Raw genomic sequence first — 17,562 nt, 5'->3', positions numbered from 1 at the left:
TCCCCGGAATTTTTTTCCAACCGGGGCCAGGGACCCCTACGGCATCGCCCGGAAGGGGTCGGCTCCGGTCGGAGAGGGGTGTGGGGCGCCCCGGGTCTGATAGATGTGGAGGCTCCCTTCCACCCCCGAGCAGATACGGGACGACGGACATGAGCGCCCCTACGCCGGCCCACGGTGACGACAGGCCCCGTGAGGGCTACTACCCGGACCCGTCCATCCCCGGCTACGTCCGCTACTGGAACGGCGCCGCCTGGGTGCCGGGCACCAGTCGCCCCGCCCCGGCGGACGGCGAGCCGCTCACCGCGCCGTCAACCTCCGGCCCCGACACGCCCCCGGTGGAGGAGACGGGTCCGCATTTCTTCGAGGAGGGCGGCTCCGCCGACGGTCCGCGGGTCCAGGGCGAGGCGCCTCCGGACACGTTCCTCTTCCGGCGCCCGACTCCGGGCCCGGCCGCGGGGGCTCAGCGGGACGACGGGACGATGACGTTCCGGCGGGTGCGGGCGGGGGACGCCCCGGAGGGCGGTCAGGGTTCGGCCGGGCGGACCGCGCCCCCGTCGGCCGCGGCTCAGGGGCCTCTGGGAGGACCGGCGGGGCTCGGCACCGCCCCCGACGTGGCCGCCGCCCGGGCGGCCGTCGCGCCCCCGGTGCCGGGGCAGGGGACGCCCGCCCCGGCCGACCCCCGCAGACAGCCCGGCGGGGACCGGCCCGGCTTCCCGCAGTCGGCCGCCCCCGCCCCCTCCCCGGTACTCCCGCCCCAGGCCCAGGGCCCCCTCGCCCCCGGACCCGGTGGCGGTCAGGCTTCCTGGGCGCAGCAGGTGCACCACCTGGCCGGGGCCGGTGAGGAGCAGCCCGTCGTGCCGTGGAAGCCGCCGGTGGAGGACCCGTTCCTCGCGGCCGTGCGGCGCCAGGGCGAGGCCCGCCCGGCCGGTCTCGGCAAGCGCTTCGCCGCCCGCCTGATCGACAACGTGTTCATCGGCGCCGTGACGGCGGCCGCCGCGGTCCCGCTCGGTGTGCGCGCCGTCGACCATGTGCAGAGCAAGATCGAGGCGGCCCGGCTGTCCGGCCGCACCGTCACCGTCTGGCTCCTCGACGGCACCACCGGCACCTCGCTGGCCATCGTGTTCGGCGTCCTCCTCGTCTTCGGGGTGGTGTACGAGGTGCTGCCGACCGCCCGCTGGGGCCGCACCCTCGGCAAGCGGCTCTGCGGCATCCAGGTGCGGGACATCGAGGGGCACGAACCCCCGTCCTTCGGGGCCGCGCTGCGCCGCTGGCTGGTCTACAGCGTGCCCGGGGTCCTCGTCATCGGGGTCGTCGGGGTGCTGTGGGGGCTGTTCGACCGGCCGTGGCGCCAGTGCTGGCACGACAAGGCGGCGCACACCTTCGTGGCCGAATAGCGTCCCCCGTACGGCCGCCCGCCGGGTGCGGGGGCGGGGTGTTCGCGGTCGACTCGGTGCCATGAGCAGTGAACCGCCCCCCGGCTCCGGAGCGCAGCCCCCCGACGACGACCCGCTGCGGAAGCGGCCCCCGTCGGACCCGGGGCCGGGCTCTCCGTACGACCGTCCGTACGGCGCCCAGCAGCCCCCGCCCCAGGGCGGCGACCCCTACGGCTCGGGCTCGGGCGGCCCTTACGGGGGCGGCGGCCCGTACGGAGGCGGTGGCGGCCCCTATGGGGGTGGCCCTTACGGGGGCGGGCCTCAGGGGCCCGGTGGTCCCGGCCGTCCCGGCGACCCCCTCGCGGGGATGCCCCCGCTCGCGGACAGCGGCAAGCGCACCGTCGCCCGCATCATCGACATGATCATCGTCGGCATCGCCGTATGGCTGCTGACCTGGGCGTTCGGGGTGCATCAGTACGACGTGAACGGTGACCGCATGGAGGTCGGCAAGTCGCTCGGCCAGTCCATCATCGCCGCCGTCCTCTACGTCGCCTACGACACCATCCTGATCGCCCGCACCGGACAGACGCTCGGGATGCGCTGGTTCAAGATGCGGGTGGCCAACCTGCACGACGGCGCCACCCCCTCCCGGCAGTCCTCGCTGATCCGGGCGCTGGTGCTGTGGCTGCCGTTCGCCTTCTGCTGCGCCTGCGTCTGGACCGCGATCTGCGGTGGCTGGAGCTACTTCGACCGCCCGTACAAGCAGGGCCTGCACGACAAGGCGGCGAAGACGGTGGTGGTCGCCACCACCTGAGCCGGGCAGGGGCGCGGCGCACCGGAGCGGCGGGCGGGGGAGGAGTCCCCGGCCCGCCGCTCCGCCGTGTGGTTCCGGCCGCTCCTCAGGAGGCCGCGCGGCCGCGTACCGACTCCGCCGAGGCGCCGACGGGGCGGCGGCGCTCGGCCAGCCGCGCGGGCTCGGCCGGTGCCTGCCCGGCGGCGGCCGACCGGGCCGGACGTGGCCCGGGCAGGGGCACCGTCATGGCCACGAGCAGCCCGAGGGCGAGCGCGGCCAGCGCGATGACGGCGACACCGAGGCCCGATTCGGTCTGGGACAGGGCCAGCATGGCGACGGTGGAGAGGACCACGGTGCAGGAACCGTAGACGAGCTGTGCGACGGTCGGACGAGGCATGGCAATCGTGTCCTCGGAAGACGGGGGTAGTGGGGTGAGCTGGGGCGCCATTTCGACTCTATTCGCGTGCATGCCCGAGTCCTGTGCCAGGTAAGCCCCACCTCACCCCAGGGGGCGGTGCACAGGGGGCGCACGGAGTCATGGTCCACGCCAACTGGGCGGATGCACGCGCCCGTTCGAGGAGCGCACGCGTTCGTAAAGCGGACGCCAACTCCGCATAGTGCACTTGTCCTGCACAAGTCAAGGTCTGTCTTTTCTGCTGAACCTCTAGTCAAATTACGGCACTTGACTACACGCGTTGATCGTGCGCGCACGGATCTTCCAAGGTCCGGAACCCTCCTGCCGTGCGCGCGGCGCGGGGGAGGATCTCAAGTGACCAGCAGACCCTGGACGTTCAGAGCCGCAGCGATAGGCGTGGCCCTCGCGGCGTCGTCCGCCACCTTCGCCACGTTCGCCGTGGCCGAGGCGAGCACGACGCCCCGCCCGGCGGCCGAGAACCGGCACGACCCGGCCCCGGCCGGACAGCGGGAGCACGACCTCGACGGCCCGCTGAGCAAGACCCAGGACGCTCAGCGCCAGGAGGCCCTGAACCAGCTCATCGCCGGTAAGGCGGAGGCGAAGGAGCGCAACGGTTCCCAGGTCGTCGAGCTCAAGAGCAAGAAGGGCGACAGCAAGTACGTCGAGCTGAGCCGGGAGAAGACCGACAAGATCTTCACCATCCTGGTGGAGTTCGGGGACCAGACCGACCCCAAGGTCGGCGGCACCCCCGGCCCGCTGCACAACAAGATCGCCGCGCCGGACCGCAAGAAGGACAACTCCACGGCCTGGCAGGCGGATTACAACCAGAAGCACTACCAGGACCTCTACTTCGGCACCGGCGTCAAGACCGAGTCGCTGAAGAAGTACTACGAGAAGCAGTCCTCGGGCCGCTACTCGGTCGACGGCGAGGTCTCCGACTGGGTCAAGGTCCCCTACAACGAGGCCCGTTACGGCAACAACGCCTGCGGCCAGACCAACTGCACCAGTGTGTGGAACGTGGTCGGCGACGGCCTGAAGTCCTGGGTCGCCGGGCAGAAGGCGGCCGGCAAGTCCGACGCCGCCATCAAGGCCGACCTGGCCAAGTACGACCAGTGGGACCGCTACGACTTCGACGGCGACGGAAACTTCAACGAGCCGGACGGCTACGTCGACCACTTCCAGATCGTGCACGCCGGTGAGGACGAGTCCGCGGGCGGCGGCGCCGAGGGCGAGAACGCCATCTGGGCGCACCGCTGGTACGCGTTCGGCACCGACGCGGGCGCGACCGGCCCCACCGGCAACAAGCTCGGCGGCGCCCCGGTCGGCGACACCGGCGTCTGGGTCGGCGACTACACCATCCAGCCGGAGAACGGCGGACTCGGCGTCTTCGCCCACGAGTACGGCCACGACCTCGGTCTGCCGGACGAGTACGACACCGACGGCGGCGACAACTCCACCGGTTTCTGGACGCTGATGTCCTCCGGTTCCTGGCTCGGCACCGGCAAGGACGCGATCGGTGACCTGCCCGGCGACATGAACGCGTGGGACAAGCTCCAGCTCGGCTGGCTGACCTACGACACCGCCAAGGCGGGCGTCTCCTCCTGGCACAAGCTCGGCCTCGCGGAGTACAACACCAAGTACCGGCAGGCCCTGTTGGTCACGCTGCCGCAGAAGACCGTCAAGACCGAGATCGTCACCCCTGCCCAGGGCGCGACCCAGTGGTGGAGCGGCAGCGGTGACAGCCTCAAGAACACGCTGACCCGTTCGGTCGACCTGACCGGCAAGTCCTCGGCCACGCTGGGCCTGGACGGCTGGTACGAGATCGAGAAGGGCTACGACTACCTCTACACCGAGGTCTCCACGGACGGCGCCAACTGGACCGCCCTGGACGGCACGGTGGACGGCAAGCCGATCCCGCGCGACGGCTCCGACAAGCCCGCGCTGACCGGCACGGTCGACGGCTACAAGAAGCTGTCGTACTCGCTGGACGCCTACGCGGGCAAGAAGATCCAGCTCCGCTTCCGCTACCAGACCGACAGCGGCGTGGCGCTGAAGGGCTTCACGGCCGACGAGATCACGGTCACCGCGGACAGCACCCCGCTGTTCTCCGACAACGCCGAGTCGGCGGACGCCGCTTGGGCCGCGACCGGGTTCTCCCGCATCGGCGCCTCCTTCACCAAGGACTACGCGCAGTACTACCTCGCGGAGAACCGCCAGTACGTGTCGTACGACAAGACGCTGAAGGTCGGCCCGTACAACTTCGGCTTCACCGGCACCGACCGGCCCGACTGGGTGGAGCACTACCCGTACCAGGACGGCCTGTTGATCTGGAAGTGGGACACCTCCCAGGCGGACAACAACACCAACGCCGACGCGCACCCGGGCACCGGTCTGATCCTGCCGGTCGACGCGCACCCGAAGGCGCTGAAGTGGTCCGACGGGACGCTGCTGCGCAACCGGATGCAGGCGTACGACTCGCCGTTCTCGCTCGACCCGACGGACGGCATCACCCTGCACAAGGCGGGCGCGGTGACGAAGATCAAGGCGCAGAACGGGGTGGCGGTCTTCAACGACCGCAAGAACACCTACTGGGACCCGTCGAACCCCACCGGTGGCGTGAAGGTCACTGACACCAACACCAAGATCAAGATCAAGAAGCAGGCGGACGACGGCTCCACGATCGAGCTCGAAGTCGGGCCCGCGGCGAAGTAAGCGGCATCTTCGCAGGTCAGAGACGTATCGGCGGTGACCCCCTAGCGGGTCGCCGCCGATCGTGTTTAGGTGCGTCCTGTGGATCGCTTATTGACACCTGACTGAACGGGGATGTGACCGCATGGCCGCAGGAGGATTCTGCAAGCTGCCGAACGGGACGGTCGTGGTGGCGGTGAACCTGCCGCACGGCTCGGCCGGGGTACGGGTTCTCGTCCACGCGGGGAATCGTGCGAAGGCTTTGACCCGGCTGCGGAATCTCGGCCTGTGGTCCGTGTTCCTGCGCGGCAACGCGGCCCCGCCCACCCCGGACGAGGTCACCGCCGTCCTCCACCACCCCGACGGGCTCATATGGCGCACGGCCCCGGTGGAGGGGGCGGGACTGTGGCGTCCCATCCGGGCGCTGCGATCCTCTGCGGTTCGGCCGTAGCCCTTCGGGTGCGGGTGCGGGTGCGGGTGCGGGTGCGCTGTGGCTTGTCGCGCAGTTCCCCGCGCCCCTGAGGTGGGTGCCGTGCGAGCATCCTTGGATGGATCAGGAGGATGCCGCGCGGCGGGTAAGGCTGGTGCGGGAGGGGCTTGCGATGGTGGCGGCTTCGGCGGAGGAGCAGCGGGAGTGGGTGCTGCGGGTCGGCGTGGGGGTCGATGAGATCGCACTCATGTTCGATGACGTCTGGCGGCTCGGGGACGGGCTCGTGCCCGGTCTGCGGGCCATCGACGCGGTCTTCGAAGAGATGAGCGCGGACCGCACGGCGGACCACTGGAGCGTTGCGGCTCTCGCCGAGGATGAGGGGTGGGAGCGGGTCCGGGTGCTCGCGCGGGAGATCCTTGACCGTTAGTGGTCGGGTGCGGGCCCGTCGTGCCCCTTCGCGCAGTTCCCCGCGCCCCTAGGGAGCGGATGCTGGACCCACCTAAGGGGCGCGGGGAACTGCGCGACAAGCCACAGCGGGGCCGCGGGGTGGGACTACGCGTTCACCACCGGCTTGCCGGTCAGTTGGACGCCTGCCTCGCGGAGGGAGTCCAGGGCGCGGGCTGTCGTTTCCTGGGCCACCCCCGCTGTCAGCTCCAGCAGGACGTGCGTGCGGAAGCCCTCCGAGGCCGCGTCCAGGGCGGTGGCCCGTACGCAGTGGTCCGTGGCGATGCCGACCACGTCGACCTCTTCGACGTCCCGCGCGCGGAGCCAGTCCGCGAGGGACTGCCCGTTCTCGTCCGTGCCCTCGAAACCGCTGTACGCGGCCGAGTAGGCACCCTTGTCGAAGACCGCGTCGACCGCGCCGGAGGCGACGGCGGGCGCGAAGTTGGGGTGGAAGCCCACCCCCTCCGTGCCCGCGACGCAGTGCGCGGGCCAGGAGTTGACGTAGTCCGGGTTGTCGGCGAAGTGGCCGCCGGGCGCGATGTGGTGGTCACGGGTGGCCACCACGTGCCGGTAGCCGGAACCGGCCGCCTGCCCGATCAGCTCCGTGATCGCGGCGGCCACGTCCGCCCCACCGGCCACCGCGAGGCTGCCCCCCTCGCAGAAGTCGTTCTGCACATCTACGACGATCAATGCGCGGCGCATGGTGGTGTCCTTCGAGTGGGGTCCAAGGAATCGAGCCTAGAGACTTCCGGCCTCTTGCGGGAGGGGGCATGGCGGGGGCGTACGGCGGTCCTGCTCTAGCTACCCGAGGGCAGGTGCAGGTACTCCGTCGGAAGGACGGGTTCCCCGCGCGAGAGCTGGGTCGCGGACAGCGGGAGATTCGCCCGCGCCGCGATGTGCCGCTCACGCGCCGCGTCCAGCGGCTCACGCGCGACGACCTCGCCGCCCTTGACCAGCTCGACCAGCAGCTGCCGGTCGGCCAGCTCGTCCGGCACCGGCCCGGTGCCCACGACCTCGGCCTCCGCGACCCCGTACCGGTCCAGCCGCCGTGCCGCCCACTTGCGGCCGCCGATGGACGTCTTGCCGCCGCTGGACTTCTTCGCCACCGGCACCAGCTCCGCGGCGGGGTCGGCGGACTCCGCGCGGGCGACCAGCTTGTAGACCATCGAGCAGGTCGGGTGCCCGGACCCGGTGACCAGCTGGGTGCCCACCCCGTACGCGTCCACCGGCGCCGCCGCCAGCGAGGCGATGGCGTACTCGTCCAGGTCGGAGGTGACCACGATCCGGGTGTCGGTCGCGCCCAGCTCGTCCAGCTGCTGCCGCACCCGGTGCGCGACCAGCAGCAGGTCGCCGGAGTCGATGCGCACCGCGCCCAGCTCGGGCCCGGCCACCTCCACCGCCGTACGGACGGCCTCCGCGACGTCGTAGGTGTCCACCAGCAGGGTGGTGTCCGCGCCGAGGGCGTCGACCTGGGCGCGGAAGGCGTCCCGCTCCTGGTCGTGCAGCAGGGTGAAGGCGTGCGCGGAGGTGCCCACGGTCGGGATGCCGTAGCGGAAGCCCGCCGCGAGGTCGGAGGTGGTGGCGAAGCCGCCCACGTAGGCGGCGCGCGCGGCGGCGACGGCGGCCAGCTCGTGGGTGCGGCGGGCGCCCATCTCGATCAGCGGCCGGTCGCCCGCGGCGGAGGACATCCGGGACGCGGCGGCCGCGATGGCCGAGTCGTGGTTGAGGATGGAGAGGATCACCGTCTCCAGCAGCACGCACTCCGCGAAGCTGCCCTCGACCCGCAGCAGCGGCGAGCCGGGGAAGTAGACCTCGCCCTCCGGGTAGCCCCAGATGTCGCCCTGGAAGCGGTAGTCCGCCAGCCACTTCAGGGTCGGCTCGTCGACGATCCCGTGCTCGCCGAGGAAGGCCAGCATCCCGGCGTCGAAACGGAAGTTCGCCACCGCGTCCAGCACCCGGCCGGTGCCCGCGACCACGCCGTAACGGCGGCCGTGCGGCAGGCGGCGGGTGAAGACCTCGAACACGCTGCGCCGTTCGGCCGTCCCGGCCTTCAGAGCGGCTTGCAGCATGGTCAGCTCGTACTGGTCCGTGAAGAGCGCCGTCGACGGGACTTCGACCGGCAGCCCAAGGTCCGCTGTGTTCATGACGACGGATGGTACTCCCATTTCGTCAGTGTGACGATTTCTGGGGTGCGTGGCAGCATGGCTGTTGTGACGTCACCCGCGCCCGTAGAGATCGAACGCACCGAATCGGCGGAAGAGGTCTTCGCCGTACCCGAGCCGGACGTCCCCTGGATCACGATCGTCCACAATGATCCGGTCAACCTCATGAGCTATGTGACCTACGTCTTCCAGACGTACTTCGGCTACTCGAAGGACAAGGCCACCGAGCTCATGCTCGACGTCCACCACAAGGGCCGGGCGGTCGTCTCCAGCGGGAGCCGCGAGGAGATGGAACGCGACGTGCAGGCGATGCACGGCTACGGACTGTGGGCCACCCTCCAGCAGGACCGGAAGTAAACCGACACAGATGCCCGGACACTTCGAACCGCTCCCCGGCGGCGGCGCGACCGTCGCGCTCGACGACGTCGAGATCTCCATCATCCGCTCGCTGGCCGTCCAGCTCCTGGAGCTGATCGGCCCCGGCCCCGCCGAGGACGCGGGCGGCGACCCGCTCGCCGAGCTGTTCGCCGAGGGCCCCAGCGAGCCGCCCGCCGACCCGGTGCTGCGCAGGCTGTTCCCGGACGCCTACACCGACCCCGAGCAGGAGCCGGGCGACCCGGCCGAGGCCGAGGAACGGCACGCGCACTCCGCCGAGTTCCGCCGCTACACCGAGAACGACCTGCGCGCCGGGAAGCGGGAGAACGCCCTCGCGGTGATCCGCACCCTGGACCAGATCGCGTCCTCGACCGAGGGCGGCGAGGCGGTGCTCAAGCTCTCCCCGGAGCAGTCCCGGCAGTGGCTCGGCGCGCTGAACGACCTGCGCCTGGCCATCGGCTCCCGGCTGGAGATCTCCGACGAGGAGGACACGGACCCGCTGTACCGCCTCCCGGACCAGGACCCGCGCAAGCCCATGGTGCTGGCCTACCTCTGGCTCGGCGGCCTCCAGGAGACCCTCGTCTCGACCCTGATGCCGTAGCGCGTTTTTCCGTTCTCTCAGAGGACGCTCAACTCCGGATAACGATCGCGTTACCGTTGCGGCCACTTTTGGTGCATTTGAGCGCACTTTGTCCGGTTCTTCCTGTGTGGTGTGCCACAGAGCGCCCTGGGACCCCTCTTTGCTCAATATTGCGGCCGTGATAAATCTTCACGATCGCCCGGCGAACACCACCCATGTTCGGCCGGGTGCGCCACCGAGCCGGCGACCGCCGGCCAGGCAACGAGCGGGTCGCTGACCTGCTCACTCCATCAGTTCCGGGGGGATCGAGACCCGATCCGAGGCCGCGCAGAAGGCCACGGGTCGGCATGGAGAAAGGCGCACCACCATGGCCTCTGAGAAGGTCACCGAAGCCCCTGAAGAGGGTTACGAGCGAGGGCTCGGCAGCCGTCAGGTCCAGATGATCGCCATTGGTGGCGCCGTCGGAGTCGGTCTGTTCCTGGGGGCCGGGGCGAACATCGCCAAGGCGGGCCCCAGCCTCATCCTCATGTACGCGCTCGCGGGCGCGATCATCTTCTTCATCATGCGAGCCCTGGGCGAGCTGCTGCTCTACCGCCCGGTCTCCGGCTCGTTCGCCGAGTACTCGCGCGAATTCCTCGGCGACTTCTTCGGTTACTTCACCGGCTGGACGTACTGGCTGATGTGGGTCGTGACCGGCATGGCCGAGCTGACGGCCGCCGCGATCTACGTCAACTACTGGTTCCCGTCCGTGCCCCGGTGGATCACGGCACTGGTCTTCCTGGTGGTCCTGTTCGGCGTCAACCTGATCTCCGTGAAGCTCTTCGGCGAGCTGGAGTTCTGGTTCTCGATGGTCAAGGTCACGGCCCTGATCGGCATGATCGTCATCGGCCTCGGCGTGCTGACCTTCGGCTTCAGCGCCGCCGGTGACACCGCCTCGGTGGCGAACCTGTACCAGTTCGACGGCTTCTTCCCCAAGGGTGTCGGCTCCTCGCTGATGACCCTCCAGGGCGTCATGTTCGCCTACCTCGCGGTCGAGCTGGTCGGCGTCACCGCGGGCGAGTCGGAGGACCCGGAGAAGACGCTGCCCAAGGCGATCAACACGCTGCCCTGGCGCATCGCCCTCTTCTACGTCGGTGCCCTCACCGTCATCCTCTGCGTGGTCAAGTGGACCGAGTTCGCGCCGGGCGTCAGCCCGTTCGTGAAGGCGTTCGCCATGATCGGCATCCCGGCCGGCGCGGGCATCGTGAACTTCGTCGTCCTCACCGCCGCCCTGTCCTCCTGCAACTCCGGCATGTACTCCACGGGCCGCATGCTGCGCACCCTGGCGGACAACGGCGAGGCCCCGCGCGTCTTCGCCAAGCTGTCCTCCAGCAAGACCCCGGCGCTCGGCATCACCGTCTCGGTGCTGTTCATGGGCATCGGCGTGGTGCTGAACTACGTCGTCCCGGAGAAGGCGTTCGGCTACGTCACCTCGATCGCCACCGCCGCGGGCATCTGGACCTGGCTGATGATCCTGATCAGCCACGTCATCTACCGCCGCAAGGTCGTCGCGGGCAAGCTGCCCGCCTCGTCCTTCCCGGCACCGGGCGGCTCGGTCTGCTCGTACATCGCCATCGCCTTCCTGCTCTTCGTCACCGGCCTGATCGCGTACGATGCCGACTCCCGCGTCTGCCTGTACGTGATGGCGGTCTGGGCCGTCGCGCTCGGGATCGGCTGGAAGATCATGAAGTCCCGCACGCCGCAGACCGGCGAGCGTGACGAGCCGGCGCTGGAGAAGGTGGGCTAGCCCCCACCAAGGGACCATCCAGGACGTCTGGCCGCCGGGAGTACTCGTGGCACCCCCGGCGGCCGCCGCTCAAGGCGTCCGCCATGCGGGCCGTCCCGTACCGCACTGCGGTACGGGACGGCCCGTCCCCCTATCCTGGCCCGCATGCTGACCCTCACCCAGGACCTGTACGACCGGATCGTCGCCCACGCCCGCGAGGACCACCCCGACGAGGCGTGCGGTGTGGTGGCCGGGCCGGAGGGCGCCGGACGCCCCGAGCGCTTCATCCCGATGCTGAACGCCGCGCGCTCGCCCACGTTCTACGAGTTCGACTCCCAGGACCTGCTGAAGCTCTACCGCGAGCTGGACGACCGCGACGAGGAGCCGGTGATCATCTACCACTCCCACACCGCGACCGAGGCGTACCCCTCCCGCACCGACATCGGCTACGCGAACGAGCCCGGCGCGCACTACGTCCTGGTCTCCACGGCGGACTCCGACGGCCTCGGCGACTTCCAGTTCCGTTCGTTCCGCATCCTGGACGGCGAGGTGACCGAGGAGGAGGTCAAGGTCGTCGAGGCGTACTGATCCCACTCCCCGGTCGGAAAACGTCCATCATCCGGGACGGGATTCCGGAGGGTGGACCGGGAATCGATACGATGAGCTCATGGTTCTGACTGTGGTGCGCGCCTTCTGCTGACGTACCGAGCCGCAGCCCCGACGAACACCTTCGAACAGGAGCCCGCAACCATGGCCATCGAGGTCCGCATCCCGACCATCCTCCGCCAGTACACCGACGGCCAGAAGGCGGTCGAAGGCACCGGGGAGACCCTCGCCGACCTGTTCGCCGACCTCGAGACCCGGCACGCGGGCATCCAGGGCCGCGTGGTCGACGGCGGGCAGCTGCGCCGCTTCGTCAACGTGTACCTGAACGACGAGGACGTCCGCTTCGTCGACGGCATCGACACCAAGCTGTCGGACGGCGACACCGTCACCATCCTGCCGGCCGTGGCCGGCGGCATGGCCTGATCGCATGCGGTACGACTCCCCGCTGGCCGCGGTGGGCAACACCCCTCTGGTGCGCCTGCCGCGGCTCTCGCCGTCCCCCGACGTCCGCATCTGGGCCAAGCTGGAGGACCGCAATCCGACCGGCTCCATCAAGGACCGGCCCGCCCTGCACATGATCGAGCAGGCGGAGAAGGACGGCCGTCTCACCCCCGGCTGCACCATCCTGGAGCCCACCTCGGGCAACACCGGTATCTCGCTCGCCATGGCCGCCAAGCTCAAGGGCTACCGGATGGTGTGCGTGATGCCGGAGAACACCTCCCGCGAGCGCCGTGACCTGCTGGGCATGTGGGGCGCGGAGATCATTCCGTCCCCGGCGGCGGGCGGCTCCAACACCGCGGTCCGGGTCGCCAAGGAGCTGGCCGCCGAGCACCCCGACTGGGTGATGCTCTACCAGTACGGGAACCCCGACAACGCGGGCGCCCACTACAGCGGTACCGGCCCCGAGATCCTGGCCGACCTGCCCTCCGTCACCCACTTCGTCGCGGGCCTCGGCACCACCGGCACCCTGATGGGCGTCGGCCGCTACCTGCGCGAGCAGAAGCCCGACGTGAAGATCGTCGCCGCCGAGCCGCGCTACGACGACCTGGTGTACGGCCTGCGCAACCTCGACGAGGGCTTCGTACCCGAGCTGTACGACGCCTCCGTGCTCACCACCCGCTTCTCCGTCGGCTCGGCGGACGCGGTGGCCCGTACCCGTGAACTCCTCCAGCAGGAGGGCATTTTCGCGGGCGTCTCCACCGGCGCGGTGCTGCACGCGGCGCTCGGCGTCGCCCGCAAGGCGGTCAACGCGGGGGAGAGCGCCGACATCGTCTTCGTCGTCGCCGACGGCGGCTGGAAGTACCTCTCCACCGGGGTGTACACGGCGGCCACCACGGAAGAGGCCGTCGAGACCCTGCAGGGTCAGCTCTGGGCCTAGCTCCTTTCGAGTGGAGCCGTTCGGGGCGGTCGTGCGTCACACCGGTACCAGTGGTGCCGGTGTCCCGGCCGGCCCCGGACGGAGAGGCGGACCCCATGCGCCGTACGACACCCCTCGCCCTCACCGCGCTCGCGGCGGCCCTGCTGCTGGCGGGCTGCGGGACCGAAGGGAGCGACGCGGGCGGAAGCGTGTCACCGAAGCCGACCCACGAGAACTGTGTGAGCGCGCTCCAGCTGACCGCCGCCGACTCCGGGCGCACCCTGTGCCTGGCCAAGGGCGGTCAGCTGCGGCTCTCCCTCGACGGCGACAAGGCCCGCCCCTGGAAGCCGGTCCAGGCGGAGGGCGGCGCGCTGACCGCGATCAACTCGGGCTTCGTCCTCCAGCCGGGCGACGCGAACGCCGCGTACCGCGCGGACCGGTCCGGCACCGTCGAACTGACCTCGGCCCGCGCTTCCGAGCAGTGGAAGGTGACGGTCCAGGTCCGCTAACCGGCGAGGTGGCGCACCCGGTCCCACAGGGCCGGGTCGACCTCGCCTACCCGATGCCGGAGATTCCCTAGGGGTACCTCGTGCAGCTCTCCGGGGTCGAGGAAGCGGGGCCCCTCGCCGAGGACGCCACCCGGCAGTGGGATCAGGCCCGGCCGCTCCTCCTCGCCGTGGCCGGTGATGCGGGCGACCGTGGCCCGACCGTCGCGCACGGCCAGCACCAGGCAGGGGACGGGCTCGGCCCACCAGATGTCACCGGGGCGCGGACGGCCCGTCAACTCACCTGCTGAATGCGGGAGTCGGCGGCCGCGGCGCTGCCGGTGCCCCCGCCCCCAGCCGTCCACCAGCGTGGCGACCAGGGCCAGCAGGAGTACCGCCACCAGCGCCAGCCACCAGGTCGTGTCCATGCGGAGGACGTTACCGGCGCGCACCGTCCGCCGCGCGCCCTCGAGTCATCCCCATGCGCCCCCGGTCCAGCCGAACCGGTGACAGCACAGGTGAGTTCGCCCACAACGGCCCCTGGCGAAGGAGCGACCCGTGCTTTCGCGCCTTACGCTCGACGAACCGCACAACCCTGCCCTGCTGCTTCCCGACCCGCTTCTGCCAACGGAGGTTTCCGCTCCATGAAGCTCACCGTCGTCGGCTGCTCGGGGTCGTTCCCGTCCGCGGAATCGGCCTGTTCGAGCTACCTCGTCGAGGCCGACGGCTTCCGGCTGCTCCTCGACATGGGCAACGGCGCCCTCGGCGAGCTGCAGCGCCATATCGGTCTCTACGACCTCGACGCCATCTTCCTCAGCCATCTGCACGCCGATCACTGCATCGACATGTGCGCGTACTTCGTGGCGCGGTACTACCGGCACGAGGGCGGCCGCTGCGAGCCGATCCCGGTCTACGGCCCCGAGGGCACCGAGCACCGACTGACCACGGCGTACGCCGACACGCCCTCGGCGTCGTCCATGAGCGAGGTCTTCGACTTCCACACGGTCAAGCCGTCCACGTTCGAGATCGGCCCGTTCACGGTGCACACCGAGCGGGTGCGGCACCCCGTCGAGGCGTACGCCATCCGGATCGAGCACGGCGGCAGGACCCTGACGTACTCCGGGGACACCGGAGTCAGCGGGGCGCTGGACGAGCTGGCGCGGGACGCCGACCTGTTCCTGTGCGAGGCGGCGTTCACGCACGGCAAGGAGAACATCCCCGACCTGCACCTCAACGGCCGCGAGGCCGGAGAGACCGCCACCCGCGCGGGCGCCCGCATGCTCGTCCTCACCCACATCCCCCCGTGGACCGACCCCGAGGTCAACCTCGCGCACGCCCGCGAGACCTTCGCCGGACGGGTGGAGCTGGCGGTACCCGGCATGACGTACGAGCTGTAGCCCCGAGCACGACGAAGGCCCCGGAACCTGGAGAGGTTCCGGGGCCTTCGCGTGTACGGCGGCCGGGTTACTTGGCCTCGGCCTTCTGGATCTCGGCCAGTTCCTCGTCGGACTCGCGGCCCGGCGTGGGGAGGTTGAACTTGGTGATGGCGAAGCGGAAGACCACGTAGTAGACGACCGCGAAGCACAGGCCGACCACGATGAGACCCAACGGGTTCGACGCGATGCCCCAGTTCAGGCCGAAGTCGACCACACCGGCCGAGAAGCCGAAGCCGTCCCGCATGCCCAGCGACCAGGTCAGTGCCATGGAGACACCGGTGAGCACCGCGTGGATCGCGTACAGCACCGGGGCGATGAACATGAAGGTGAACTCGATCGGCTCGGTGACACCGGTGACGAAGGAGGTCAGCGCGAGGGAGAACATCATGCCGCCGATGACCTTGCGGCGCTCGGGGCGGGCGCAGTGCACGATGGCGAGGCAGGCGGCGGGCAGCGCGAACATCATGATCGGGAAGAAGCCGGTCATGAACTGGCCCGCGTGCGGGTCACCGGCGAGGAAGCGCGCGATGTCGCCGCTCTTGCCGTGGTAGTCGCCCGCCTGGAACCACGGGAACGAGTTCAGGAGGTGGTGCATGCCGATCGGGATCAGCGCGCGGTTGGCGACACCGAAGATGCCCGCGCCGACGGCGCCCGAGCCGACCAGCCACTCACCGAAGCTGTGCAGACCCGTGCCGAGCACCGGCCAGATGTAGCCGAAGACGATGCCGATGAGCAGACCGGCGAGCGCGGAGAGGATCGGCACCAGACGGCGGCCACCGAAGAAGCCCGCCCAGTCGGGCAGCTTGGTGCGGTAGAAGCGCTGGTAGAGCAGCGCGACCACGATGCCCATCACGACACCGCCGAGCACCTTGGCGTCCACCGGGGCGTTCACCATGACGACCTTGCCGTCGACGGCGGTGGCCACCTTCGGCAGGTTCTTGTCGGTGAACGTGGCCAGCACGTTCTTGAAGACGAGGTAACCGACGACCGCGGCGAGCGCCGTGGAGCCGTCCGACTTCTTGGCGAAGCCGATGGCGATGCCCACCGCGAACAGCAGCGGCATGTTGTCCAGGATCGCGTTGCCGCCCGCGGCCATGAAGGACGCGATCTTGGTCAGGAACGCCGGGAAGGAGGGGTCGCCCAGCATGTCACCGTTGCCGAGCCGCACCAGGAGGGCGGCGGCGGGGAGCGTCGCGACCGGCAGCATCAGGCTGCGGCCGATCCGCTGCAGGACGCCCATCACCTTGGCGCCCCTCTTGTTCTCGGCCGGGGGCGCGGCGCTGGCCGTGGTCACAACTTCCTCCAGATGGGCAGGGCGCCGCCCTGGGACCATGGAAGGGGACGGCAGCGTCTGTGGTCTACACCACTTGTGGTGTAGACCTGTTGTAGCACGATGGCACGGATATAAGGAACCCGTGAAATAGCGATCGCGGGGCTACACGGAGTGCGGAACATGTCGGTGCCGGGGGGCGGTTTGGTGGGGGTCCCCCTGGTGGTGTAGACCAGTCTGCGGACGTTTGGCGTTCGGATCAGGGAGAAGGAACATGGCCACCAAGGCTGAGAAGATCGTCGCCGGGCTCGGCGGCATCGACAACATCGACGAGATCGAGGGCTGCATCACGCGCCTGCGCACCGAGGTCCACGACTCCTCGCTCGTCGACGACGCCGCCCTGAAGGCCGCCGGCGCGCACGGTGTCGTGCGGATGGGCACCGCCATCCAGGTCGTCATCGGCACGGACGCCGACCCGATCGCCGCGGAGATCGAAGACATGATGTGAGCCTTCCGCCCACCGGCGGGCTCACCGGCACGAGGGGCTTCTCCCACCACGGGAGGAGCCCCTCGCGTCACTCCCGATAGGCTCACCCGCATGTCTCGAATCGACGGCCGCACCCCCGAACAGCTCCGCCCCGTCACCATCGAACGCGGCTGGAGCAAGCACGCCGAGGGCTCCGTCCTCGTCTCCTTCGGCGACACCAAGGTGTTCTGCACCGCCAGCGTCACCGAAGGCGTCCCCCGCTGGCGCAAGGGCAGTGGCGAGGGCTGGGTCACCGCCGAGTACTCCATGCTGCCCCGCTCCACCAACACCCGCGGCGACCGCGAGTCCGTCCGCGGCAAGATCGGCGGGCGCACGCACGAGATCTCCCGCCTCATCGGCCGCTCGCTGCGCGCCGTCATCGACTACAAGGCGCTCGGCGAGAACACCATCGTCCTGGACTGCGACGTCCTCCAGGCCGACGGCGGCACCCGCACCGCCGCCATCACCGGCGCCTACGTCGCCCTCGCCGACGCGATCGCCTGGGCCCAGCGCAAGAAGCTGATCAAGGCGAACCGCCAGCCGCTCACCGGCACCGTCGGCGCCGTCTCGGTCGGCATCGTGGACGGCGTCCCGCTGCTCGACCTCTGCTACGAGGAAGACGTGCGCGCCGAGACCGACATGAACGTGGTCTGCACCGGCGACGGCCGCTTCGTGGAGATCCAGGGCACCGCCGAGGCCGAGCCCTTCTCCCGCGAGGAACTGAACGCCCTGCTCGACCTGGGGGTCACCGGCTGCGCCGAACTCGCCGAGTTCCAGCGGGCCGCCCTCGCCCTGACCCTGCCCGCGTAGGAACGGCCGGGTAAAGGGAACACAAAAAACAGGCAGCCGTACGGGCA

The 17,562-nt window shown here is 70.2% G+C and carries 20 protein-coding genes; 15 read left to right on the top strand and 5 right to left on the bottom strand.

Annotated elements, in window-relative coordinates; translation table 11 throughout:
• The first annotated feature begins 149 nt into the window (after positions 1–149).
• Both ACI2LY_RS18750 and ACI2LY_RS18745 read left to right on the top strand, forming a co-directional pair.
• Complete coding sequence (locus tag ACI2LY_RS18750) at positions 150–1,394, top strand: RDD family protein (protein ID WP_404708080.1); 1,245 nt, start codon at positions 150–152, stop codon at positions 1,392–1,394.
• A 61-nt stretch (positions 1,395–1,455) separates the two neighbouring features.
• Entirely contained in the window at positions 1,456–2,187 is a 732-nt protein-coding gene (locus ACI2LY_RS18745; protein ID WP_404708079.1) for an RDD family protein, read from the top strand.
• Positions 2,188–2,272: 85 nt separating this feature from the next.
• On the opposite strand, the gene ACI2LY_RS18740 is transcribed toward ACI2LY_RS18745, so the two are convergent.
• The gene (locus ACI2LY_RS18740) at positions 2,273–2,563 is read right to left on the bottom strand and encodes a hypothetical protein (RefSeq protein WP_404708078.1); all 291 of its coding nucleotides are present in this window, start codon (positions 2,561–2,563) and stop codon (positions 2,273–2,275) included.
• Positions 2,564–2,935: 372 nt separating this feature from the next.
• Between ACI2LY_RS18740 and ACI2LY_RS18735 the strand changes: the two genes are divergently transcribed.
• From ACI2LY_RS18735 to ACI2LY_RS18725, 3 genes are all read left to right on the top strand, one after another.
• Entirely contained in the window at positions 2,936–5,293 is a 2,358-nt protein-coding gene (locus ACI2LY_RS18735; protein WP_404708077.1) for an immune inhibitor A domain-containing protein, read from the top strand.
• A gap of 121 nt (positions 5,294–5,414) precedes the next feature.
• Positions 5,415–5,720 carry a hypothetical protein gene (locus ACI2LY_RS18730; protein WP_404708076.1) on the top strand — a complete coding sequence of 102 codons (306 nt, stop codon included), beginning with the start codon at positions 5,415–5,417 and terminating at the stop codon, positions 5,718–5,720.
• Between the two features lie 97 nt (positions 5,721–5,817).
• Positions 5,818–6,126, top strand: a complete 309-nt coding sequence (locus ACI2LY_RS18725; protein ID WP_404708075.1) for a hypothetical protein — start codon at positions 5,818–5,820, stop codon at positions 6,124–6,126.
• A 125-nt stretch (positions 6,127–6,251) separates the two neighbouring features.
• Here the strand turns inward: ACI2LY_RS18725 and ACI2LY_RS18720 are convergent, their stop codons facing one another.
• A complete protein-coding gene (locus tag ACI2LY_RS18720; protein WP_404708074.1) occupies positions 6,252–6,845 on the bottom strand; it encodes an isochorismatase family protein in 594 nt (197 codons plus the stop codon).
• 95 nt (positions 6,846–6,940) lie between these two features.
• The gene (locus tag ACI2LY_RS18715) at positions 6,941–8,287 is read right to left on the bottom strand and encodes a nicotinate phosphoribosyltransferase (RefSeq protein WP_393913749.1); all 1,347 of its coding nucleotides are present in this window, start codon (positions 8,285–8,287) and stop codon (positions 6,941–6,943) included.
• 57 nt (positions 8,288–8,344) lie between these two features.
• Here ACI2LY_RS18715 and clpS point away from each other — a divergent pair, with 57 nt between their 5' ends.
• The 7 genes from clpS to ACI2LY_RS18680 all read left to right on the top strand — a co-directional run bounded on the left by clpS (position 8,345) and on the right by ACI2LY_RS18680 (position 13,497).
• The gene (gene clpS, locus ACI2LY_RS18710; RefSeq protein WP_388994174.1) at positions 8,345–8,662 is read left to right on the top strand and encodes an ATP-dependent Clp protease adapter ClpS; all 318 of its coding nucleotides are present in this window, start codon (positions 8,345–8,347) and stop codon (positions 8,660–8,662) included.
• A gap of 10 nt (positions 8,663–8,672) precedes the next feature.
• Positions 8,673–9,281, top strand: coding sequence for a DUF2017 domain-containing protein (locus tag ACI2LY_RS18705; protein WP_388994171.1), 609 nt, complete (start codon positions 8,673–8,675; stop codon positions 9,279–9,281).
• 346 nt (positions 9,282–9,627) lie between these two features.
• Positions 9,628–11,046: an amino acid permease gene (locus tag ACI2LY_RS18700; RefSeq protein ID WP_404708073.1), complete on the top strand. Its 1,419-nt coding sequence runs from the start codon at positions 9,628–9,630 to the stop codon at positions 11,044–11,046.
• Positions 11,047–11,190: 144 nt separating this feature from the next.
• Entirely contained in the window at positions 11,191–11,613 is a 423-nt protein-coding gene (locus ACI2LY_RS18695; RefSeq protein WP_388994165.1) for a Mov34/MPN/PAD-1 family protein, read from the top strand.
• A 162-nt stretch (positions 11,614–11,775) separates the two neighbouring features.
• Entirely contained in the window at positions 11,776–12,054 is a 279-nt protein-coding gene (locus tag ACI2LY_RS18690; RefSeq protein WP_031182605.1) for a MoaD/ThiS family protein, read from the top strand.
• Between the two features lie 4 nt (positions 12,055–12,058).
• The gene (locus tag ACI2LY_RS18685) at positions 12,059–13,009 is read left to right on the top strand and encodes a PLP-dependent cysteine synthase family protein (RefSeq protein ID WP_388994160.1); all 951 of its coding nucleotides are present in this window, start codon (positions 12,059–12,061) and stop codon (positions 13,007–13,009) included.
• A gap of 95 nt (positions 13,010–13,104) precedes the next feature.
• Positions 13,105–13,497, top strand: coding sequence for a hypothetical protein (locus ACI2LY_RS18680; protein WP_404708072.1), 393 nt, complete (start codon positions 13,105–13,107; stop codon positions 13,495–13,497).
• On the opposite strand, the gene ACI2LY_RS18675 is transcribed toward ACI2LY_RS18680, so the two are convergent.
• Positions 13,494–13,901: a type II toxin-antitoxin system PemK/MazF family toxin gene (locus tag ACI2LY_RS18675; protein ID WP_404708071.1), complete on the bottom strand. Its 408-nt coding sequence runs from the start codon at positions 13,899–13,901 to the stop codon at positions 13,494–13,496. The two genes, ACI2LY_RS18680 and ACI2LY_RS18675, sit on opposite strands and share 4 nt — an antisense overlap.
• Positions 13,902–14,117: 216 nt before the next feature.
• On the opposite strand from ACI2LY_RS18675, the gene ACI2LY_RS18670 reads away from it, so the two are divergent.
• Positions 14,118–14,870 carry an MBL fold metallo-hydrolase gene (locus tag ACI2LY_RS18670; protein WP_404708070.1) on the top strand — a complete coding sequence of 251 codons (753 nt, stop codon included), beginning with the start codon at positions 14,118–14,120 and terminating at the stop codon, positions 14,868–14,870.
• A 67-nt stretch (positions 14,871–14,937) separates the two neighbouring features.
• Here ACI2LY_RS18670 and ACI2LY_RS18665 read toward each other — a convergent pair whose 3' ends face one another.
• Complete coding sequence (locus tag ACI2LY_RS18665) at positions 14,938–16,203, bottom strand: PTS transporter subunit EIIC (protein ID WP_404708069.1); 1,266 nt, start codon at positions 16,201–16,203, stop codon at positions 14,938–14,940.
• 250 nt (positions 16,204–16,453) lie between these two features.
• Here ACI2LY_RS18665 and ACI2LY_RS18660 point away from each other — a divergent pair, with 250 nt between their 5' ends.
• A complete protein-coding gene (locus ACI2LY_RS18660; protein WP_393596653.1) occupies positions 16,454–16,687 on the top strand; it encodes a glucose PTS transporter subunit EIIB in 234 nt (77 codons plus the stop codon).
• Positions 16,688–16,777: 90 nt separating this feature from the next.
• A complete protein-coding gene (rph, locus tag ACI2LY_RS18655) occupies positions 16,778–17,515 on the top strand; it encodes a ribonuclease PH (protein WP_393913742.1) in 738 nt (245 codons plus the stop codon).
• The last annotated feature ends 47 nt before the right edge of the window (positions 17,516–17,562 follow it).

Origin of the sequence: Streptomyces sp. NPDC002176, from assembly GCF_044903645.1 — a bacterium.
Classification (GTDB): domain Bacteria; phylum Actinomycetota; class Actinomycetes; order Streptomycetales; family Streptomycetaceae; genus Streptomyces.
This window is presented reverse-complemented; position numbering and strand designations above follow the sequence as displayed.